Origin of the sequence: Methylobacillus gramineus, assembly GCF_020532675.1 — a bacterium.
Lineage (GTDB): Bacteria > Pseudomonadota > Gammaproteobacteria > Burkholderiales > Methylophilaceae > Methylobacillus > Methylobacillus gramineus.
Genome location: NZ_JAJAVE010000001.1, coordinates 1,271,387 through 1,291,910, shown reverse-complemented (window position 1 = coordinate 1,291,910; position 20,524 = coordinate 1,271,387). Strand labels below are relative to the sequence as shown.

The 20,524-nt window shown below is 52.7% G+C and carries 18 protein-coding genes; 14 read left to right on the top strand and 4 right to left on the bottom strand.

All coding sequences use genetic code 11. From position 1 onward, the window contains the following. Position 1: 1 nt before the first annotated feature. The 5 genes from LG201_RS06025 (at position 2) to LG201_RS06005 (ending at position 5,565) form a co-directional block, all read left to right on the top strand. Positions 2-1,267, top strand: a complete 1,266-nt coding sequence (locus LG201_RS06025; protein ID WP_226771254.1) for an NAD(P)/FAD-dependent oxidoreductase — start codon at positions 2-4, stop codon at positions 1,265-1,267. Positions 1,268-1,303: 36 nt separating this feature from the next. After that, positions 1,304-2,515: a PQQ-dependent sugar dehydrogenase gene (locus LG201_RS06020; RefSeq protein WP_226771253.1), complete on the top strand. Its 1,212-nt coding sequence runs from the start codon at positions 1,304-1,306 to the stop codon at positions 2,513-2,515. A gap of 18 nt (positions 2,516-2,533) precedes the next feature. Continuing rightward, on the top strand, positions 2,534-3,118 hold the full coding sequence (locus tag LG201_RS06015; RefSeq protein WP_226771252.1) for a hypothetical protein: 585 nt from the start codon (positions 2,534-2,536) through the stop codon (positions 3,116-3,118). Between the two features lie 138 nt (positions 3,119-3,256). After that, complete coding sequence (locus LG201_RS06010) at positions 3,257-4,552, top strand: MFS transporter (protein ID WP_226771251.1); 1,296 nt, start codon at positions 3,257-3,259, stop codon at positions 4,550-4,552. Between the two features lie 152 nt (positions 4,553-4,704). Then, positions 4,705-5,565, top strand: coding sequence for an SMP-30/gluconolactonase/LRE family protein (locus tag LG201_RS06005; RefSeq protein ID WP_226771250.1), 861 nt, complete (start codon positions 4,705-4,707; stop codon positions 5,563-5,565). Positions 5,566-5,635: 70 nt separating this feature from the next. Here LG201_RS06005 and LG201_RS06000 read toward each other — a convergent pair whose 3' ends face one another. Then, a complete protein-coding gene (locus tag LG201_RS06000; protein WP_226771249.1) occupies positions 5,636-7,768 on the bottom strand; it encodes a TonB-dependent siderophore receptor in 2,133 nt (710 codons plus the stop codon). A gap of 215 nt (positions 7,769-7,983) precedes the next feature. On the opposite strand from LG201_RS06000, the gene LG201_RS05995 reads away from it, so the two are divergent. Then, the gene (locus LG201_RS05995; RefSeq protein ID WP_226771935.1) at positions 7,984-8,814 is read left to right on the top strand and encodes a ferritin-like domain-containing protein; all 831 of its coding nucleotides are present in this window, start codon (positions 7,984-7,986) and stop codon (positions 8,812-8,814) included. Between the two features lie 78 nt (positions 8,815-8,892). Here LG201_RS05995 and LG201_RS05990 read toward each other — a convergent pair whose 3' ends face one another. Further along, positions 8,893-10,788 (bottom strand): sigma-54-dependent Fis family transcriptional regulator, encoded by a 1,896-nt coding sequence (locus LG201_RS05990; protein ID WP_226771248.1) that lies wholly within the window; start codon positions 10,786-10,788, stop codon positions 8,893-8,895. Positions 10,789-11,118: 330 nt separating this feature from the next. Between LG201_RS05990 and LG201_RS05985 the strand changes: the two genes are divergently transcribed. Then, positions 11,119-12,939 carry a methanol/ethanol family PQQ-dependent dehydrogenase gene (locus tag LG201_RS05985; protein WP_226771934.1) on the top strand — a complete coding sequence of 607 codons (1,821 nt, stop codon included), beginning with the start codon at positions 11,119-11,121 and terminating at the stop codon, positions 12,937-12,939. A 123-nt stretch (positions 12,940-13,062) separates the two neighbouring features. Here LG201_RS05985 and LG201_RS05980 read toward each other — a convergent pair whose 3' ends face one another. Further along, positions 13,063-13,623 carry a peptidylprolyl isomerase gene (locus tag LG201_RS05980; protein WP_264193269.1) on the bottom strand — a complete coding sequence of 187 codons (561 nt, stop codon included), beginning with the start codon at positions 13,621-13,623 and terminating at the stop codon, positions 13,063-13,065. Positions 13,624-13,634: 11 nt separating this feature from the next. Further along, positions 13,635-14,507, bottom strand: a complete 873-nt coding sequence (gene serB / locus LG201_RS05975) for a phosphoserine phosphatase SerB (protein WP_226771247.1) — start codon at positions 14,505-14,507, stop codon at positions 13,635-13,637. A 158-nt stretch (positions 14,508-14,665) separates the two neighbouring features. Here serB and sucC point away from each other — a divergent pair, with 158 nt between their 5' ends. The 7 genes from sucC (at position 14,666) to LG201_RS05940 (ending at position 20,508) form a co-directional block, all read left to right on the top strand. Then, positions 14,666-15,829, top strand: a complete 1,164-nt coding sequence (gene sucC, locus LG201_RS05970; protein ID WP_226771246.1) for an ADP-forming succinate--CoA ligase subunit beta — start codon at positions 14,666-14,668, stop codon at positions 15,827-15,829. A gap of 4 nt (positions 15,830-15,833) precedes the next feature. Beyond that, positions 15,834-16,712 carry a succinate--CoA ligase subunit alpha gene (gene sucD, locus LG201_RS05965; RefSeq protein ID WP_226771245.1) on the top strand — a complete coding sequence of 293 codons (879 nt, stop codon included), beginning with the start codon at positions 15,834-15,836 and terminating at the stop codon, positions 16,710-16,712. A 73-nt stretch (positions 16,713-16,785) separates the two neighbouring features. Next, positions 16,786-17,739, top strand: a complete 954-nt coding sequence (locus LG201_RS05960; protein ID WP_404809714.1) for an ankyrin repeat domain-containing protein — start codon at positions 16,786-16,788, stop codon at positions 17,737-17,739. Further along, a complete protein-coding gene (locus tag LG201_RS05955) occupies positions 17,740-19,347 on the top strand; it encodes an NAD+ synthase (RefSeq protein ID WP_226771244.1) in 1,608 nt (535 codons plus the stop codon). Positions 19,348-19,388: 41 nt separating this feature from the next. After that, complete coding sequence (locus LG201_RS05950) at positions 19,389-19,727, top strand: P-II family nitrogen regulator (RefSeq protein WP_226771243.1); 339 nt, start codon at positions 19,389-19,391, stop codon at positions 19,725-19,727. Between the two features lie 26 nt (positions 19,728-19,753). Next, the gene (locus LG201_RS05945) at positions 19,754-20,098 is read left to right on the top strand and encodes a DMT family protein (RefSeq protein ID WP_226771242.1); all 345 of its coding nucleotides are present in this window, start codon (positions 19,754-19,756) and stop codon (positions 20,096-20,098) included. A gap of 35 nt (positions 20,099-20,133) precedes the next feature. After that, positions 20,134-20,508 carry a VOC family protein gene (locus LG201_RS05940; RefSeq protein ID WP_226771241.1) on the top strand — a complete coding sequence of 125 codons (375 nt, stop codon included), beginning with the start codon at positions 20,134-20,136 and terminating at the stop codon, positions 20,506-20,508. Positions 20,509-20,524: the final 16 nt, after the last annotated feature.

The window sequence follows — 20,524 nt, the reverse complement described above, 5'->3', positions numbered from 1 at the left end:
TATGCAGCGTCGTGATTTTATCAAGCAACTGGCGGCTAGCGGGTTGATCGGTATGCCATGGTTTGAAGCGCATGCCGCGCCTGCCAAAAAAGTGCAGGGCAGGGTAGTGGTCATAGGGGCCGGATATGCAGGCACGACGCTGGCCAAATATCTGCGGATCTGGAGCGGCTATGGCATAGAGGTGGTGGTAATTGAGCAGAATACACAGTTTGTATCCTGCCCGTTGAGCAACCTCGTGCTGGGTGGCAGCCGCAGTATCAATGACCTGACGTTTGGCTATGATCTGCTGCAGCAACATCATGGTATCCAGTGGGTACATGATCAAGTGACGCATATTGATACGACTGCGCGCAAGGTCACCATGCGTCGGGGTGAAATGACTTACGACCGCCTGGTGATTGCGCCTGGTGTTGATTTCAATTATTCGGCATGGCCTGAGATGCAGCATGCTGAAGCACAACGACTGGTCCCCCATGCCTGGAAAGCCGGGCCCCAAACGGTGAACCTGCGTCAGCAACTGGAATCCATGCCCGATGGTGGCGTCGTGGTGATCAGTATTCCCAAAGCGCCGTTCCGCTGTCCACCCGGGCCTTATGAACGTACTTGCCAAGTGGCGCTTTATCTCAAGCAGTACAAACCCAAATCCAAGATTATTGTGCTGGATGCCAACCCGGACATTGTTTCCAAGAAGGCATTGTTCCTGAACGCCTGGAAAGCGCTTTATCCAGGCATTGTCGATTATCGCCCCAACAGTACGGTCTTGCATGTAAACCCAGTCACGCGCGAGGTTGAAACCGAGTTTGAGCACGTCAAGGCGGATGTGCTGAATATCATTCCTCCGCAACGTGCTGGCAAGCCTGCGCAAATGGCGGGTCTGCTCAATGTTGATAGCAACTGGTGTGCAGTGGATTTCCGCAGTTATGCTTCCACCATTGCATCTGAGGTGCATGTGCTGGGTGATGCGGTGTTCTCCCCGCAGCCGAAATCTGCGCACATCGCCACCTCTCATGCGCATGTCTGTGCCAATGCCATCGTCGCCATCATGAGTGGGCAGGAGCCTGACCCAGAGCCGGTATTTGCCAATACGTGCTATAGCTTTGTCAGTGATCGCATGGCTGTCCATGTGGCGAATGTCTACCGCTATGATGCAGAAAAGAAGTTGATGGTGACCATGGACGGTGGCGGGCTTTCCGATGCGCCCTCCGATCTTGAGGGAACCTATGCGCAATCCTGGGCTCGTAATATCTGGTCAGACGCTTTAACCTAGCCGACCATACATTTCCTATAACCCCGGAGAAATCATGTGGAATCATTGATGCCCGCTCGCCTGATGCTATGCCTGGTGGCTAGCGCTTCCCTGCTTGCCTGTACCACAGTAGCGGCTGTGACCAAGGTGCCAGAAGATGTGGCAGCCAGCCTCAAGTTACCAGCTGGTTTCCAGATCAGCACATTTGCCAAACTGAATCCTGCCTCCGGGAATGATGTTCGAGAACCGCGATTCATGACTTTTGGCCCAGATGGTCACCTGTACCTCGCCAGCAGCGGGGATAATAAGGTTTACATGCTGCCGGACCGTAATCATGATGGTCAAGCAGATGAAATCATCGTGGCAGCAGAAGGCCTCAATGCCCCGAACAGCCTGGTATTCGCCCAAGGTCAAATGTTCATATCCAATCAGGATGGGGTAGTGCGCGCGGAACGCAAGAATGGCAGCGGCCCGGTGACCAAGCTGACGCCGATAATTTCCGGTCTGCCAACTGGGGGCCATACCTTGAAAACCATCAAATACGGGCCCGATGAGCATCTCTATCTCAACGTGGGCTCCAGTTGCAATATCTGCACTGAAAGTGATCCATTACGCGCGACTATCCTACGTTACACCATTGATGGAAAACCTGCTGGCTCCCCTGACGGTAGTGTCAGTGGTGCCAGGAATGCAATCTGGGCACAAGGACTGCGCAACTCACAGGGCATGGCATGGCAGCCAGGTACCAATGATTTGTATGCCACCAACAATGGCGCAGATATGCGTTCTGACACCAAGGGTGGTGCCATGAATGATGAATTGCCGCCTGAGCATATCAACCATATCGAACCGGGCAAGCACTATGGCTGGCCTCATTGCTGGGGCAATCGCGTCACTGACCCGAATTTTCCTGGCAAGCCAGGTTTCTGCAGCAATATTCAACCGCCTGCCATTACCTTGCGTGCGCATTCCACCCCGCTGGGAATTACTTTTCTCGATAAAGCGGCTTTCCCTGGCGAGTACAAGAGTGACGCCATTGTTGCCATGCATGGTTCATGGAACCGGGTGCAACCATATGGCTACAAGCTGGTACGTATCAAGTTCAAGGACAATAAGCCAGTCGCGGTGGAGGACTTTGTCACGGGCTGGCAGACCAGAAACGGCGCCTGGGGGCGTCCGGTGGATGTAGTGGTCGGGCCGGATGGTGCACTGTATGTATCGGATGACAGGGCTGGTTTGGTGTATCGTATTAGCTATAGTAAAAAGTAATTTTTGAGGATGGAAACAATGAAAAAACTCTGTACCAGTCTGGTGGCACTGTTGCTGGCAAGTACATTGGCGCACGCTGAGGAAGTGGCCAGCCATGATGTCCCGAACAAGCTTGTGGTCTATATCAGCCCTCATGAATATACCAACCAGATCAAGCTTTGGCATTTCATGAAGGATTACTGGTTTGCACAGGGGCCCTTGGTGGAGCCCGTGTTGACCAAGACCTTGAGTGAAAAATTTGGTCAGGCCGTGATGTGTGAAGCTGGCGTGACCGGCAATGTCTTATTGTGGGTACAGCCAAAAATGTTCTACAACCCGCACATGCGCAACTTCTACGGCACTATCAAGGCGACGGTCTATACCGGCAGCGGGCGTGCGATTGCCAGTTTTATAGGCGAGTCGCGTTATAGTGGTGACCTTGATATTCTCCCTGCGAACAGCGTGCAGGCTGCGTATGACCTGGCTATCCAGCGCGTTGCTGACAAAATGAAGGCAGACCCAGGCATACAGAAATTGATTGATCACGGTATTTCCAGCAAGGAAACCTACACCCCCTGTGCCATGTTGTCCCTGTTGCCAGGGATAGTGCCGCCCGCCAAGTAACAGCTTTAACAGCTGCAGCATTTTTCCCGCTGCAGCCGTGACCTCTTCTCCTCGCTGCTGCTACGCAAGATAACGTATGGTGGCAGGAGGCACGCCTCCGTATATTGATGCTTTGGCTGAGTCAGTGGAGCGGGCGTGATGAGCGGCAGGATAGAGCAAGATGATCAATATGAATTATTTTCAACGGCGTCCGCGCCTATCATCCCGGCAGTTACTGATCCCTCCTCCCCAGAAACACCGTTAGCGCATACCAGCCTTCTCGCGGATAAACGCTGGCTGGCAATAGCGGCTATCGTTCTGGTCGCGATTGCACTACGTCCTGGTATTGTGTCCATGGGGCCATTGCTGCCCTCCATTATTGATGAGTTCCAGCTTTCCCATACGGTAGCTTCCCTGCTCACGACTATCCCTGACCTGCTGATGGGCTTGCTGGCATTGCCAACTCCCTGGCTTGCACGGCGATATGGGCGTAATCCTGTGTTGTTATCCGCTTTGCTTTTGTTGTGTGTGACTGTGATGGCGCGGGCATTTTCCAGTACGACTGACATATTGTTGTTAAGCACGGCTGGCGTGGGTGCTGGGATTGCCGTGGCGGGTGCCCTCATGGCGGGGTATATCAAGGGTAATTTTCCCACCAGGGCGGCTATGGTCATGGGAATTTATGCAACCGCGCTATCATTTGGCAGCACGATTTCCGCCGCAGCGAGTGGCCCGGTTGCCATGCAAGCCGCCAGTGGCTGGCGTATGGGGGCTGGCATATGGAGTGTGTTTGCCTTGATTGCCGTTGTGGCATGGGCATTGATGTCCGTGCGTGAGCGTAGGCAGGGAGAAGTCAATCAGCCTGTTGCCAAGCCAGCCCGGCTGCCATTTAGCAACCCAACGGCATGGATGGTGGCATTGTTTTTTGCTGCGGATAATTTCCTGTTTTATGCGGTGCTGTCATGGACGGCGCCCATGTATATTGAATACGGCCTGACACCCACTATTGCTGGGTTTGTGCTGGCGTCGTTTACGGCTGTATTCATGTGTGCCAACCCCATCCTGGGAGCACTCAGCCTATCTGTGGATAGAAGAGGCTGGCTGGCCGCATGTGCTCTACTCGCCGTGATTGGCCTGGTGATGTTGGCAATGGCCCCCATGCTGGCACCATTTCTCAGCATAGCCCTCTGTGCTTTTGGCTTGGGTGGCGCATTCACGCTGGGCATGACCTTGCCATTGGATAACACGCATAGTGTGGATGAGGCCAATGCATGGAATGCCTTTGTGTTGACGGTTGGGTATCTGATTGCCGCCGCCGGGCCACTGTCAGTAGGCTATATCCGTGACCTGACACAAGATTTTCATGCCGCTATCTGGCTGTTAGTGTGTGTGGCCGTTGTGATGTTGGTACTGACGCCATTCTTGCAGCCACATCATCACAAGCAGTCCCGCTAATTATCATTCCTTGCCCTGTCATTCTCCACATGGTGTCAGGCATGATTCCGGGTTGAGTTTGTCCCCGTTCAATCGCATAATCGGAAGCGCTGCACCTTTGGCTAATTAATAGCCAAGGTGCTGACTAATAATGACAATTGAGGAGAGTGACCATGGAGAACCGTTTCAAAACCGCCATCTTGGCCTTGTTGCTGATGGCGAGTGGCATTGCCCATGCCCATGATGCAAAGAAACTGTCAGGTTTCAAGGCGCCAGAATCGGTGGTAGTGGACAAGCAGGGCAGGGTGTTTGTGTCGGAAATTGGCGAGTTCAACAAGGACGGAGATGGCCAGATCAGCGTGGTGAGCAGCAGTGGCAAGGTCAAGGTGTTTGCCAAAGGCATGAATGACCCAAAGGGGCTGGCGTTTATCGGTGAGCATCTGTATGTCGCGGATAAGGACCGTATACTCAAGGTAGCGCCTAACGGTAAATGGACAGTATTTGTGGAGAAGACGGCATTCCCGACACCACCCTTGTTTCTCAATGATCTGGAGCCTGACCTGCAAGGCAATCTCTATGTGAGTGAAAGCGGCGATATTGAAAAGAAGGGTGGAGCAGCGGGTGCCATTTACAAGATCAACCCGGCAGGAAAAGTCACGACGTTGATCAACCACCAGCAGAATCCACGCATCATGGCCCCCAATGGCTTGTTGATGGATGACACCGGCGATATGTTGATCTTTGTTGATTTTGCAACCGGTATCTTGTATCGCCTCGATATTCCTAATCAGCACCTCATTCAGCTGGCCGAAGGCTTTGGCGGTGGTGATGGTCTGGTGCTGGCAGCCAATAACAGCATTTACATCAGCGACTTTCTCAATGGAAAAATATACAGCCTGAGCATTGAAGATGAGGTGAAACTGGTTAAGGAAGGTTTTCAGAGTGCGGCAGATATCGGTATCACCCCTGATGGCAAGACCTTACTAGTGCCTGATATGAAGGCAGGTACAGTGACCTGGGTACACCTGCATTAAGATATCCGGGCAGTAGACGTGCATGAAAAAGCCACCCGGAGGTGACTTTTTTGTGGGAGCGGATAACGTGCTATTTGAAGCTGTAATTGGCGGTCAGCATCACCATGCGCGGGTCGCCAGTGTAACAGGCACCAATACTGGCACAGCCCGCGACATATTCCTTGTCGGCCAGGTTGCGTGCATTGAGGGCGAAGCGCCATGCACCGGTGTTGTAATACAGAGCGGCGTCAAACAGGGTGTAATGCGGCACATTGAAGGTGTTGTTGGCATCGCCAGCCTGTTCACCGATATAACGGGCACCGGCTCCAACACTGAGGCCTGGCAACCATTGCACCAGGTCATACGTTGCCCAGATGTTTGCCATGTTTTTAGCAACCAGGATGGGACGCTTGCCCAAGGTTGCGGTGGTGCTTTTGGTGACTTCGGCATCCACATAGGTATAGCTGGCAACCAGGTTAAGGTAATCTGTCACTTGTCCCGTCGCTTCGATTTCAAGCCCTTTGTGCCGCTGCTCGCCAGTCTGGATATTGAAGCCGGAGTTGGCCGGGTCAGTGGTCGAGATGTTCTGGCGCTTCAGGTCATACAGGGCAAAGGTTGCACCAAAGCGCTTGCTGTTCGACTCATACTTGATGCCGATTTCATTCTGCTTGCCGGTTTCTGGCTTGAATGGCGAGCCATCAAATGTGCTGCCAGTGAGCGGTACAAAGGATTCGCTGTAACTCACATAGGGCGACCAGCCATTGTCAAAGGCATAGAGCAGGCCTGCCTTGGCTGTGGTCTTGCCAGGGTCTGTCTTTGTATTGCTACCATTGATGCGTTTTTGCGTGATTTCTGACTCATCACGGCGTAATCCCAGTTGCAGGTTCCAGCCATCACCGAACTTGATCAGGTCTTGCAGGTAAAGGCCATATTGCGTGAGTTCGTCGCTGCCGGTACTGGCTGGCGTGACTGCCAGGGCACGAGGAGCGGAATACACCGGGTTGAACAGGTTGATGGCTGTTCTGTTGCCATTTGCCTGCTGTGCATACTCGCGGTTCAGGTAGAAGCGCAGGGTATCCATACCCAGCAGCACATTGTGTTTCACTGCCCCAGTGCTGAATTTTGCTGATAATTGATTATCGATAGTCCACATCTGTGCCGACAGGTTTCTGTAGGACAGTCTGCGGGTGTAGTCACGCTGGTTGGCCGCTAAAGAGTTGGCATCGGCTTCTGCGAACCAGCCATTCAGATTCAGCGTGTTATAGCGCAGGTTTTGCTTGAACTGCAGATTGTCATTGAAGGCATGCGAGAACTCGTAGCCGAACAATGTCTGTTCCGTAGTGTATTTGTCTATTCCGGGAAAGCCGATAAATCGGCTGAATGAAACATTGCCATTGCGGTTGGGCAATATTGTCCCGGCGGCCGGCAATCCGCGTACCGGCACATACTGGCTTTTCTGATAGCTGGTGAGTATGGTCAGGCTGGTATTGTCACTGATATCCCAGGTAAGCGATGGCGCCACATAGGTGCGCTGGCGATCGACAAAATCGACCTGGTCATCACTGGCAGAGGAGGCAGCTACCAGGCGGTAACGCACAGAGCCGGACTGATTTAGGGCGTCGGAGAAGTCGGCGGTAACCTGTTTTTGCTGATAATTACCCAAGCCAAACCCAATCTGGGCGATGGGCTTGTCGGTGGGACGTTTGCTGACCAGGTTGACGAAGCCACCAGGGCCGGTTTGTCCATAGAGTACCGAGGCCGGGCCTTTCAGCACCTCGATGCGTTCAAGACCAAAAGGCTCTGCCTGTATCCACGCGAGGTCATACGACATACGCATGCCATCACGCAGCACATAATCGCTTTGCACAAACCCACGGATGGAAAAGTCATCCAGCCCACGACGGCCACGCTGTCCGGCATCAACCCCGGCCACCGAACGCAAGGCTTCTGCGAGTGATTGTGCACCCTGATCGCGTATCTGCTCGCTGCCGATCACGCTGATGGATTGCGCTGTTTCATTGAGGCTGGCATTGGTTTTGGTAGCACTTTGCGCGCGGTTGGCCTTGTAACCGTTGAACGGTGCGGTGGCGGATTCTGTTTGACGCTCAGACTGGATGCGGATCTCGGGTAACTGCTCCTGGCCGGAGGTGTCCTCGGCAAAAGCCATGCCTGCGCCAAACTGCGCACAGGCGTAGCCCCCGGCTAGTAATACTTTCTTGAACATGAATCTATTCTTCCCTGAAATTTTTTGTCGGCAAGTGCCTGCCGCATTTTACCATTTAAGTGATAATGAATATCATTTAAATGGGTTGGATTTACGCCAGATGCTGTAGGTTTCTTGTGCATGAATGATTCAGTCAATTGCAATGGGCCTTAATATTCACCAGTCCTGTGCGATGCCGTTTGGTATTTAATGGCGAGCCGATTAAAATTGCCGCCATGCATATTCATTCTGACAATAGCGGGCAGCATTCCATCGAGTTAAGACAGCAAGCCTTGGCCTGGCTCTGTGAGCCCAATGCCAGGATGAAGGCGGAAGGAGTCGCCTTGTTACGCCAAGCCTGGCTGGCCGGGCAGGTGAAGCTGGATGTTGGGGCAGAATTGACACCAGTCCAGATGATTCCGGGGCGGCCAGATCGACCTGATCTGGTTTCTCCCTTACAGGTCAAGCGACGCGCCATGAATACCCCAGAAGGGCGGGCAGCATTAATCCATGCCCTGGCGCATATAGAATTCAATGCCATCAACCTGGCCCTGGATGCGGTCTGGCGCTTTCCTGACATGCCTGCAAAATATTATGCAGATTGGCTATTGGTGGCAGCAGAAGAAGCCCTGCATTTCACCATGCTGAGTGCACACTTAAATAGTTTGGGACACGATTATGGTGATTTCAATGGGCATGACAGCCTCTGGGAAATGGTAGCGAAAACCAGTGATGATGTGCTGGCACGTATGGCGCTTGTGCCCCGCACCATGGAAGCGCGTGGTCTTGATGCATCGCCGCCGCTCAGGGCCAAATTGGCCCAGGCGGGAGATATGGCAGCGGCCGCTATTCTCGATGTGCTGTTGCGCGACGAAATTGGGCATGTGGCAATCGGTAACCATTGGTATGGCTGGTTGTGTGATCAGCGAGGCCTGGAGCCAATCGCGACTTATGCACAGCTGACAGTGCAATACGAGGCACCGAAAATGAGAGGGCCTTTTAACTTTCCGGCGCGCAAGGCGGCTGGGTTTAGTGAGGCAGAGCTGGATTTATTGGCTAAGGTTTAGCTACTTGCCATAGAGAACGTTCCTGCCATTTCCCCCAAGTGCCTGCTAAACCAGTGTGTTGGCTTTAACTGAAGTTCTTCAAGCCAGGTTCATCTCGCGCATGCGCCGGTAAAGCGTGTTACGGCTGATGCCTAGTTGTCTTGCCACTGCGGAAATATTACCGCTATGCGTTTGTAATGCGGCTTTGATGGCATCAGAGGTAAGGCTAGTGAGTGTATCGGCTGAGATCGTCTGTTGCGGGTATCTATCCATGTCATCAAAAAAATCACCGGTCAAGTGCATATGCTGGATGGTGTCGCCGCCAGCCAATGCCAGTGCGGTTCTCAGCACATTGTGCAGTTGGCGGATATTGCCGGGCCAGGGGTGGGATTCAAACAGTTGCATGACTTCTTCATCAATCTTGGCATTGGTCGCATTTTCCGTCTGCAGGATAGTGGCGATCAATGCACGCAAATCATCACGTTGTCTCAATGCGGGCAAATTGATGGTCAGGCCATTGAGTCGGTAGTAAAGATCGCGGCGGAACTCACCACTTTCCACTTTTTCACGTAGCTTCTGGTTGGTCGCGCTCAGTAATGCAAAGTCCACGGGTTTGGCCTTGCTGCTGCCCAGTGGCGTGACACTGCGTTCCTGCAATACACGCAGCAATCTTGCTTGCAGTGCCATAGGCATATCGCCGATTTCGTCCAGAAACAGGGTGCCGCCATCAGCTTGTTCCAGCTTGCCTGGACTACCTTTGCGGCGAGCACCAGTAAAAGCGCCTTCTTCATAGCCGAATAACTCTGATTCGATCAAGCCTTCAGGCAAGGCTGCACAGTTGACGGCAATCCAGGGACCATCTCGGCGACTGCTGACCTCATGAATGGCACGGGCAAATAGTTCCTTACCTGCGCCTGTTTCACCTTCAATCAGGATGGGAATCTGCTGGTCTATCACGCGCTTGACCTGACTGATGACTTGAGACACGCGGGTGTCCCCAGTATCCAGCATATCCAGGCTGGCTGCACAGTTGCGCCTTGTCGGCGCGACAGGCGTAATAGCGGATTCCGTCCTGGTCTGCCTGGATTCCATGCGGGCATAGATGCGGGCCTGATGGCTGGTATGCATAGGGAAAATGAAGTTTTCCTGCTTGCCTGAGCGGTCATGAGTCACTGGCAGGGCGTCAAACAGGTGTTCAAAACGCAGCCCTTGCATGCGATCTGCCGATAATCCCAATTGAAACTGCCCACTACGGTTGAGCGCGACCAGGCGATCTTCATGATCAAAAATGGCGATGCCTTCCCATAATGTCCCGATGAATTCAGCACGTGAGTGGAAGTGTAAAGAGTATGCCCCGCTATGGCTGGCAGTAAATAAACGGTTTTCTATCATCTGCGCTGACATGCGCACGAGTGCCAGGGTGTGCTGCTGTGGCATGTTGATATCGGTGGAAACGTCCAGCGTGCCCATCACCTCATTGCCCGCGTTGAATATCGGGACTGCAGAGCAGCCAAGTACATGGTTGCGATCCAGGAAATGTTCAGCCCCCTGGACTGTCATGGCGGATCGTTCTACCAAGGCGGTACCAATCGCATTGGTGCCGCGCAGGCTTTCCTGCCATGAACAGCCTGGCATTAAGGCAATACGCTGGGCGTCATTCAGGAATTCGCTATTCCCCAGGCTGTGCAGGATGATGCCTTCATTATCAGTGAGCACGATCACACTACGTGTATGGCTGATCTGCTCATTCAGGCTATCCATTTCCGGACGCGCCTGCGAGAGCAATAAATGATGGGTTTCCTGCTTGAGGCGCAACTCCTGCCGGGTCAGGATTTCCGTACGTATTGGGGAGTCGGCATCCATGCCATTTTCAACACAACGACGCCAGGAACGTTGTATCTCCTCTGCAATCTGGCCATCTTCCACCACACCGCGGGCAAGAAACTCATTTCTGGCATTCAGTAACTGGGAGTAATTGCTGGCGGGGTTCTGCATATAAAAGCCTGAATATAAAAGTGGAATCTGTGCCAGCCAATGTAGCATCTGTTCAATGCTGGCACAACTTATCGTTTGGAGGCTAAGTAACTGCATCATAAATGCTTTTGCTGATGATCGCTGTCAGGCTTGTTGCTATTGGGTTTGCAGGATTGATGCTGCGGGATGGACAACTTGGCACAGTGCTTGCCATAAGGATTACACCAGGAAAAATTCCTGGAGAAGTATGTGGCATATAAAAAAATTAATTCGACTATGTAATCGACTATGGAGAATGGCGTGAAAGCAAAACCAATAACATTGGCACTGGGTGCCGGATTGCTGAGCCTGATGGTTTCGCAGGCATGGGCAGACGAGGAGTTGAACAAGCTGATCAAGGATGATTCCCAATGGGCACATCCGCGCAAGGATTTTGCCAATACTGGATACAGTGCGTTGGCGCAGATCAACAAGGGCAACGTTAAAAACCTGAAGTACAGCTGGACATTTGCCACTGGGGTGAATCGTGGACATGAAGGCGCACCCTTGGTAGTCAATGGCGTAATGTATATCCATACGGCGTTTCCCAATAACGTTTACGCCCTGGATTTGAACAATAACCAGAAGATTGTCTGGTCGTATTTCCCCAAGCAGGACCCATCAGTACAGGCCTTGTTGTGTTGCGATAACGTTAACCGTGGCCTGAGTTACGGCGATGGCAAGATTTTCCTGCAACAGAACGACGGTGTCTTGGTCGCGCTTGATGCCAAGACTGGTGCAAAGAAATGGGATGTGAAGGTGGTTGATACCAAGGAGGGTGCTTCTACCACCAATGCTCCTCACGTGATCAAGGACAAGGTGATTACCGGCTGTTCTGGTGGTGAATACGGCGTACGTTGCTATATCACTGCTTACAATATCAAGGATGGCAGCCTGGTATGGCGTGCCTACAGCACAGGTACTGATGCTGATGCTCTGATTGGCAAGGATTTCAACAAGGACAACCCGCATTACAGCGCCTTGTCCCTGTATGAAGATGTCAATGGTGGTAATCGCGAGGGCGGTTCATTCAAGGCATTGACCAAGGAAAAGCTCAAGTTTCCGGAAACGGACCTGGGTGTGAAAACCTGGCTCAAGCCACAAGCCGTTAAGAATGGCTGGGAGCATGGTGGTGGCCCAACCTGGGGTTGGTACTCATATGACCCTACCTTGAACCTGATGTATTACGGCACGGGTAACCCAGGCACCTGGAATCCAGATGTACGCCCAGGTGACAACAAGTGGTCCATGACCATTTTTGCGCGGGATGTGGATACTGGCTTTGCCAAGTGGGGTTATCAGATGACACCCCATGATGAGTGGGATTATGACGGCATGAACGAAACTATCCTGTGGGATGCACAAGGCAAGAAGCTGGGCACCCACTTTGACCGCAATGGTTTTGGGTACACCTTTGACCGTACCAATGGCACTTTGCTGGTGGCTGAGAAGATGCATCCGTTCGTTAACTGGGCGAAGTCGATTGACCTGACTACGGGTATTCCACAAAAAGATCCCAGGTTCTCCACCCACCAGGACTACAACGCACAGGGGATTTGTCCCTCGGCTTTGGGAGTGAAGGATGAGCAACCTGCAGCGTTCTCACCCAGGACAAAATTGTTCTATGTACCGCTCAACCACGTGTGCATGACGTATGAACCCACAGAGTCCAAGTACATTGCTGGTCAGCCATGGGTAGGTTCAACCCTGACCATGTTTGCAGGCCCGGATGGTGTCATGGGTGGGTTCATGGCTTGGGACGGTCTCAAGGGCAAGGCAGTTTGGTACAACAAGGAAAAGTTCTCTGCCTGGGGCGGTGCGCTGGTGACCGGTTCAGACCTGGTGTTCTACGGCACGCTTGATCGTTGGTTCAAGGCTATTGATGCCAAGACTGGCAAGGAGCTGTGGAAGGCGCAAGTGGGTTCTGGTGTAGTGGGTAATGCCATCACCTATAGCGTCAAGGGTAAGCAGTATGTGGGTGTGTTGTCTGGGATTGGGGGCTGGGCTGGTGTGGCCATGAACCTGGGCCTGACCAGTGACACTGATGGCCTTGGTTCTGCCGGTGGCTATAAGGAACTGAAAGACTGGAACGCCGCCCCTGGCGGTGGTGCCATGAACGTGTTCAGTCTGTAAGTACAGTAAGGATTCATTGACGAATCATCTCCTCGACTCATTCTTGCTCATCTCCGAGTCTAATGATTGAGTCTTTGGCCCGACATGCTTTCCATATGTCGGGCTTTTTTTTGCCTGCGGGTTTTATTCCTTGATGGTGACTGACTCAATGACGATATTCTGGAAGGGAATGTCGCCGCCATCGGTTGGCATCAGGGCAATACGTTGTACCACGTCCATGCCATGGATCACGCGGCCAAATACGGTATAGCCCCAGCCAGTATCCGAGCGTTCAGAAAAGTTGAGCGATGCATTGTTGGCAACGTTGATAAAAAACTGGTCACTGGCTGAGTGGGGGTCGCCTGTACGTGCCATGGCGATGGTGCCTGTCATATTGGTGAGGCCATTGTCGGCTTCATTTTTGATAGGGGCGTGGGTGGGTTTGAGTTCCAGGTTGGTGTCCATGCCACCACCCTGAATCATGAAGCCAGGAATGACACGATGGAAAATAGTGCCGGCATAATGGCCTTCCTTGGCATAGCGCACAAAATTGGCTACGGAGTTAGGCGCTTTTTCACTGTTGAGATCCACCACAATCGTACCCTGGTTGGTCTTGATCTCAGCCAGCGGTTGCGCCACGGCATGCAGTGAGCCGAGCATGAGCAGTACCATGGTAAAGAGGTGAATAAAACGCTTGGATAACATATGCATATTCCTTAATGACAAGAGTGTGCGGAACTGGCCGTCACTGGGGTAAACAGGTTGACCAGCCCTTCCAGGTTAACGTGGTTAAGTGCATAGGTGGCTTGTTGCTGTACCACAGGCTTGGCATGGTAGGCCACGCCTGAACCAGCTGCTGCCATCATGCGTAAATCATTGGCTCCGTCGCCAATCGCGACTACCTGATCCTGCCTCAGACCCAATTCCTGGCGGAAGCGTTCCAGATAATCTGCTTTAGATTGTGCATCGACAATGTCACCCAGCAGGCGGCCAGTCAATTTTCCGTCGATAATTTCCAGTGCATTCGCCTTGGCAACGGTGAGTCCCAGCATGTCCTTGACGCGATCAGCAAAGAAGTCAAAGCCGCCGGATACCAGCATGGTCTTGATATTGTTTTCCTTGCAGGCCTTGATCCAGGCTTGCGCGCCCGGGGTCAATTGCAGGCGCTCATCCAGCACGCGTTGCAAAGCGGTAGCCTCAAGGCCTTGCAACAGGGCTACACGGCGGCGCAGGCTTTCGGCAAATTCGATCTCGCCGCGCATGGAACTTTCAGTGATGGCGGCGACTTGAGGCTTGAGGCCTTGCATGTCGGCAATCTCGTCTATGCACTCAATGGTGATCAGGGTCGAGTCCATGTCCATGACGGCCAGACCTAGATTGTGCAGCGTATGCTGATCATTGACCAAGGCAACATCCAGGCTCTGCTGGTCGCAGAAGGCTTTTACCTCCAGGGGGATTTCCTGTTGGTTGGGGAGGTAGTAGGCATGTTCGGCAATCTGGATGAATTGCTGGTGATGGCGACTGCTTAATTGGTGAATGTGGGTGAGCTGCTGGTAGCTAATGGACAAACCCTGGATAACGAGGCGCATAAATGAATTTTATCTATGAGAATGAGGCAAGCGCAAATTATACACCTGGCTTTGCTGCATTATTTAGGTGATGCAATCAAGGCAGCAGGCCTATTCTCTGGCGTATTACACGGTTTTGCGAGAAAATACGCTATTAGCCAATCATTAAAAGTACAGACATGAATTTGCATGAGTATCAGGCCAAGCAATTGTTGCAGCGTTACGGAGTGCCTGTGCCACGTAGCCAGGTGGCGGAAACAGCCCAGGCTGCGGTCGAAGCAGCAAGAGCCCTGGAAGGCAATGCATGGGTAGTCAAGGCCCAAGTGCATGCGGGCGGTCGTGGCAAGTCAGGCGGGGTCAAGCTGGTACGCAGCCTGGATGAAGTCCAGGATGTTGCCGTCAGCCTGCTGGGCAAACGTCTGGTCACTTACCAGAATGCGCCGGATGGTCAGCCTGTCGAGAAAGTGCTGGTTGAGGAAACCCTGCCGATTGCACGTGAGCTCTATCTCTCCATGTTGGTGGATAGATCGCTGGAGCGCGTGGTGCTGGTGGCATCCGAAGCTGGTGGCATGGATATTGAGGAAATTGCCCAGCACAGCCCGGAAAAAATTCTGCAGGAAGTCTGTGATCCCTTGAACGGCCTGGTGGATTACCAGGCACGTAATATTGCATTTGCGTTGGGTCTGGTTGGCGAACAAGTGGCTGCGTTTACCAAGCTGGCCAAGGGCTTGTACCGTTTGTTCAAGGAGAACGATCTTGCCTTGCTCGAAATCAACCCGCTGGTCGTGACTGCTGAAGGAGGCCTGGTGGCCCTGGATTGCAAGATCAGTGTGGATGACAATGCGCTTTATCGCCGTCGTGATCTTGCAGAGCTGCGCGACTGGAGCCAGGACGATGCCAAGGAAGCCGAGGCCCACAATGCAGGGCTCAATTATATTGCCCTCAATGGCAGTATTGGCTGTATGGTGAATGGGGCTGGCCTGGCCATGGCCACCATGGACCTGATCAAGCTGCATGGTGGCGCACCTGCCAACTTCCTCGATGTAGGTGGCGGTGCCACAGCCAGTACGGTGTCCCGTGCCTTCAAGATTATTCTTGCCGATACCAACGTTAAAGCCATTCTGGTCAATATCTTTGGTGGCATCATGCGCTGCGATATCATCGCCGAAGGCATTATTACCGCGGTGAAGGAAGTGGGTATCCAGATTCCCGTCGTCGTGCGCCTGGAAGGCACCAATGTCGAGCTTGGTCGCAAGATGTTGAGCGAGAGCGGTTTATCGATTATCTCTGCTGCAGGTCTGACTGACGCTGCCCAGCAGGCAGTTGCAGCAGTAAAGGCTTAAAAACATGGCAATTCTAGTCAACAAGAATACAAAAGTGCTGTGCCAGGGATTTACCGGCAAGCAGGGGACATTCCACTCAGAGCAGGCACTGGCATACGGTACCAAGATGGTCGGTGGTGTCACGCCGGGCAAAGGCGGTCAACGCCATCTTGATTTGCCTGTTTTCAATACCATGCGCGATGCCGTGGCAGAAACCGGGGCCAATGCCTCAGTCATTTACGTGCCGCCACCATTTGCGGCGGATTCCATCCTGGAAGCCTGTGATGCAGGCATAGAACTGATTGTCTGTATTACAGAAGGTATCCCGGTACTGGATATGCTGAATGTGAAGGCCGCACTCAAGGCTAACGGTACACGCCTGGTGGGGCCAAATTGCCCTGGAGTGATCACCCCGGATGAATGCAAGATAGGCATTATGCCTGGCAGTATTCATCTGCGTGGCAAGGTAGGCATAGTCTCGCGTTCCGGTACATTAACCTATGAGGCGGTGCATCAGACCACGGCATTGGGGCTGGGCCAGTCTACCTGTGTCGGTATCGGTGGTGACCCTATCCGTGGGATGAATTTCATCGACTGCCTGGCATTGTTTGAGGCAGATCCTGAAACCGAAGCCATTATCATGGTCGGGGAAATTGGCGGCAGCGATGAAGAGGCCGCAGCAGATTATATTCGCCACCATGTGACCAAGCCAGTGGCTGGTTATATTGCTGGCCAGACCGCCCCTACAGGCAAGCGCATGGGGCATGCCGGGGCAATTATTTCCGGCGGTAGTGGCCGTGCTGAAGACAAGATCAGGGCGCTGGAACAAGCTGGCGTGATTGTGGCAAGTTCCCCGGCTGGGCTGGGTGAAGCGGTGCAGGCCGCCATCAAGGCCAAGCAATAACGGGACTGCAGCTTGGCTGCGGGCAGGCTAATTGGAAGTTAGACTCTTACAAATCACGACCACGGGATTCTCTATGTTGCGTAATATCAAGGCCCTGACGCTATGTGCAAGCTTGCTGATGGTATTTTCCCTGTCGGCTGTTGCACGAGATCAAGTGCCTTATCTATTGACCGTGTCGTCCAAGGGCGATGTTGCCACGGTGACTTCACTGCTCAATAGCGGCGCAGATGCCAATACCAAGGATGCTGAAGGCATCACGGCGCTTATGTACGCAGCACGCAAGGATAAAGCCGACGTGGCAAGGGTATTGCTGGATAAGGGCGCTAATGTGAACGCTACCGATGCTGGTGGCTGGACGGCCCTGATGTTTGCTGCCAAGAAAAACTTCGTGGCAACGGCCAAGGTCTTGCTGGAAAAAGGGGCAGATGCCAAGGTTCGCGATGAATCTGGCTGGAGTGCACTCGGTATGGCGGCGACCTCCGGGTATAGTGAAATGGTGGGGTTACTGGTGCAGCATGGTATTGATGCCAGCAGCAAGAGCGATGATGGCAAGAGTATCCTCATGTACGCTGCCAAGAACGGGGATTTGCCAACTATTGCCACCTTGCTTGATAACGGTGCCGATATTGCTGCACGAGATCGTTTTGGCTCAACCTCATTGATGTATGCGGCGCGTGAAGGCAATACCGATGCGATCAAGCTGCTGATGGATCGTGGTGCAAAAGCCGATGTACAAGATAAAACCAAATGGACTGCCCTGACCTGGGCTGTTAAAAAATCCAACACCGAGGCCGCCAAAGCCCTCATTGAGAGAGGCGCCGATGTGAACCATAGGGATTCCGAAGGCACGCCCATCCTGCAGTATGCCGTGAGCAATGGCAATGCTGAGATGGTCAGGTTGCTGCTGGATCGTGGTGCTAACGTGAAGGTCAAGGATCAATATGGTCTTACGGCACTGGTGTATGCCTTGAAAGGCAAGAGCCCGGAAATTGTGCAGATGATCAAGGATGCCGGCGGTAGCTATTAAATGAAAATTGCCATTGCGCAAATCAACTGTACCGTGGGTGACCTGTCGGGTAATAGTGCAAAAATCCTGCAGTATGCAGTCCAGGCTCAAGCCGCTGGTGCCAGCCTGTTGCTTAGCCCTGAACTTGGATTGAGCGGTTATTCACCTGAGGATCTATTGCTGCGTGATGACTTTAATCGGGCTTGCGAACAGGCTTTGTATCAACTGGCTGAAGATCTACCAGAGGGTGTGACGGTCGTGGTTGGCCATCCCCGTAAATATCTGGGCAATTGCTATAACGCAGCTTCTATCCTTCGCCGCAAGCAAGTATTGGCGACTTATCACAAGCAGCTATTGCCCAATCATAGCGTGTTCGATGAGGTGCGCTATTTCAGTGAAGGCGATAAAGCGCTGGTGTTTGAACACGAAGGGCTCAACATAGGCGTTGTCATTTGCGCTGATATCTGGGGTCCCAAGCCTGCCAAACTTGCCCGCGAGGCTGGTGCTGACATCATCTTGGTGCTCAATGCCTCGCCTTACCATATCAGCAAGCAGGATGAGCGGTATCAGGTCGTGCGGGATCGCATCAAGGAAAACGGTTTACCCATTATCTACGCCAATATGGTGGGCGGTCAGGATGAACTGGTGTTTGATGGTGCTTCCTTTGTGATGACAGATGAAGGCCATATTACCCAGCAGCTTCCTGCATTTGAAGAAACGCTGGCGCTGGTGGAATTTGATCAGGCTGGGCCTAGGGCAGCGGATGTCAGCCCGGTGCCTGCGATGGAGCAATCGGTGTATCAGGCCTTGAGCCTGGGATTGCGTGATTATGTGCAGAAAAATGGTTTTCCTGGGGTGGTGCTGGGCTTATCTGGTGGCATAGACTCTGCCCTGACCCTGGCGATTGCTGTGGATGCGCTGGGTGCTGATAAAGTCCATGCCATCATGATGCCTTCCGAGTTTACTGCGTCCATGAGTGTGGACGATGCACGCAAGATGGCGACAGGCTTGCAGGTAAAATATAGCGAAATGGCGATCGCGCCGTTGTTTGAACAGTTCTGCACGACACTGGCAGATGAGTTTGCCGGTCGGCCCTTTGATACCACCGAGGAAAACCTGCAGGCGAGAATTCGTGGCACCTTGTTGATGGCGCTCTCCAACAAGTTTGGCACGATTGTGCTGACCACAGGCAATAAAAGCGAAACCGCAGTGGGATATTCCACCCTGTATGGTGACATGGCAGGCGGTTTTGCCTTGCTGAAGGATATTCCTAAAACACTGGTCTATCGCCTGGCACAGTATCGTAATACTATCTCTCCGGTGATACCGGAACGTATTATCATGCGTCCGCCTTCTGCGGAGCTCAGGCATGGGCAGACCGACCAGGATAGCCTGCCTGAATATGCCGTACTGGATGCAATCATGGAGGCTTATGTGGAGCATGATTACAGCCGTTCCGAAATTATTGCCATGGGGTATCGTGAGCAGGATGTGGTGCGGGTGACAACGTTGATAGACCGCAATGAATATAAGAGACGCCAGGCGCCGGTGGGAGTCAGGATTACCCAACGCGGGTTTGGCAAGGACAGACGCTATCCATTGACCAGCAAGTTTGTGTTTAATGGATAGTCATCAAGCTTGGTAGAATTGACAGGAGAAGGGAATAAGTTATGAAGAAAATCGAAGCAGTCATCAAACCATTCAAACTGGATGAAGTGCGCGAGGCCCTTTCGGAAATTGGTGCCAACGGACTCACCGTGACTGAGGTCAAGGGGTTTGGGCGCCAAAAAGGCCATACCGAACTTTATCGGGGCGCTGAATACGTCGTGGACTTCCTGCCCAAGATCAAGGTAGAGCTAGTGGTTGCCGACAATATGGTGGATGCTGCAGTTGAATCTATCATCAAGGCAGCTCGCACTGGCAAGATTGGAGATGGCAAGATTTTTGTGACATCCATCGAGCAGATTATTCGAATCCGTACCGGGGAAACCGGCGAGGCGGCGATTTAATCTCACTGGGCAGGGCCCCATCCCTTATGCCGGTCTTCCTGAAGACAGTCTTGTTGTTGAGCGTATCCAACGTTTTCATGACGTTTGCCTGGTATGCACATTTGCGCAACCTGAATGACAAGCCCTGGTATATCGCGGCTTTTCTGAGTTGGGGTATTGCCTTGCTGGAGTATATGTTCCAGGTGCCTGCTAACCGGATAGGTTATACCGCGATGTCGCTGGCGCAGCTCAAGATACTGCAGGAAGTCATCTCGCTGTCGGTATTCCTGCCTTTCGCCATATTTTACATGCATCAACCGATCAAGCTGGATTTCCTCTGGGCCGGCTTGTGCCTGGTCGGTGCCGTATATTTTATGTTCCGCACGGTATAGCGCGGCGGCAGTGTAAGGAGTGCCTGGAGCAGAATATGATCAAAATCAATCAAATGTTGCATACCGGCCTGATTGTGTCGGATATCAAACAATCCCGTGCATTTTATGAGGGCCTGCTTGGCTTGGTTCCTAGCGATGCACGTCCTGAGCTGAGCTTTGAGGGAGTCTGGTATGACATTGGCATCAATCAATTACATTTGATGGTGGTGCCCAATCCTTATACCGAGGTGATCCATCCCAAGCATGGTGGGCGGGATCACCATGTTGCATTTGCGGTAGAAGATGTGATGCAGATCAAGCAAGCCTTTGATCAAGCCGGGATCGAGTACAGCATGAGTATGTCCGGACGTGCGGCCTTGTTCTGCCGTGATCCTGATGGCAATGCGCTGGAATTTTCTGCGGTGAGATAATCCGTTAAGCCATATT

What these genes read in the sequence shown, in the direction of transcription:
- LG201_RS06025 (WP_226771254.1), top strand. Translation starts at nt 2, where the DNA reads ATGCAGCGTCGTGATTTTATCAAGCAACTGGCGGCTAGCGGGTTGATC.
- LG201_RS06015 (WP_226771252.1), top strand. Translation starts at nt 2,534, where the DNA reads ATGAAAAAACTCTGTACCAGTCTGGTGGCACTGTTGCTGGCAAGTACA.
- LG201_RS06010 (WP_226771251.1), top strand. Translation starts at nt 3,257, where the DNA reads ATGAGCGGCAGGATAGAGCAAGATGATCAATATGAATTATTTTCAACG.
- LG201_RS06005 (WP_226771250.1), top strand. Translation starts at nt 4,705, where the DNA reads ATGGAGAACCGTTTCAAAACCGCCATCTTGGCCTTGTTGCTGATGGCG.
- LG201_RS06000 (WP_226771249.1), bottom strand. Translation starts at nt 7,768, where the DNA reads ATGTTCAAGAAAGTATTACTAGCCGGGGGCTACGCCTGTGCGCAGTTT.
- LG201_RS05995 (WP_226771935.1), top strand. Translation starts at nt 7,984, where the DNA reads ATGCATATTCATTCTGACAATAGCGGGCAGCATTCCATCGAGTTAAGA.
- LG201_RS05990 (WP_226771248.1), bottom strand. Translation starts at nt 10,788, where the DNA reads ATGCAGAACCCCGCCAGCAATTACTCCCAGTTACTGAATGCCAGAAAT.
- LG201_RS05985 (WP_226771934.1), top strand. Translation starts at nt 11,119, where the DNA reads ATGGTTTCGCAGGCATGGGCAGACGAGGAGTTGAACAAGCTGATCAAG.
- LG201_RS05980 (WP_264193269.1), bottom strand. Translation starts at nt 13,623, where the DNA reads ATGTTATCCAAGCGTTTTATTCACCTCTTTACCATGGTACTGCTCATG.
- serB (WP_226771247.1), bottom strand. Translation starts at nt 14,507, where the DNA reads ATGCGCCTCGTTATCCAGGGTTTGTCCATTAGCTACCAGCAGCTCACC.
- sucC (WP_226771246.1), top strand. Translation starts at nt 14,666, where the DNA reads ATGAATTTGCATGAGTATCAGGCCAAGCAATTGTTGCAGCGTTACGGA.
- sucD (WP_226771245.1), top strand. Translation starts at nt 15,834, where the DNA reads ATGGCAATTCTAGTCAACAAGAATACAAAAGTGCTGTGCCAGGGATTT.
- LG201_RS05960 (WP_404809714.1), top strand. Translation starts at nt 16,786, where the DNA reads ATGTTGCGTAATATCAAGGCCCTGACGCTATGTGCAAGCTTGCTGATG.
- LG201_RS05955 (WP_226771244.1), top strand. Translation starts at nt 17,740, where the DNA reads ATGAAAATTGCCATTGCGCAAATCAACTGTACCGTGGGTGACCTGTCG.
- LG201_RS05950 (WP_226771243.1), top strand. Translation starts at nt 19,389, where the DNA reads ATGAAGAAAATCGAAGCAGTCATCAAACCATTCAAACTGGATGAAGTG.
- LG201_RS05945 (WP_226771242.1), top strand. Translation starts at nt 19,754, where the DNA reads ATGCCGGTCTTCCTGAAGACAGTCTTGTTGTTGAGCGTATCCAACGTT.
- LG201_RS05940 (WP_226771241.1), top strand. Translation starts at nt 20,134, where the DNA reads ATGATCAAAATCAATCAAATGTTGCATACCGGCCTGATTGTGTCGGAT.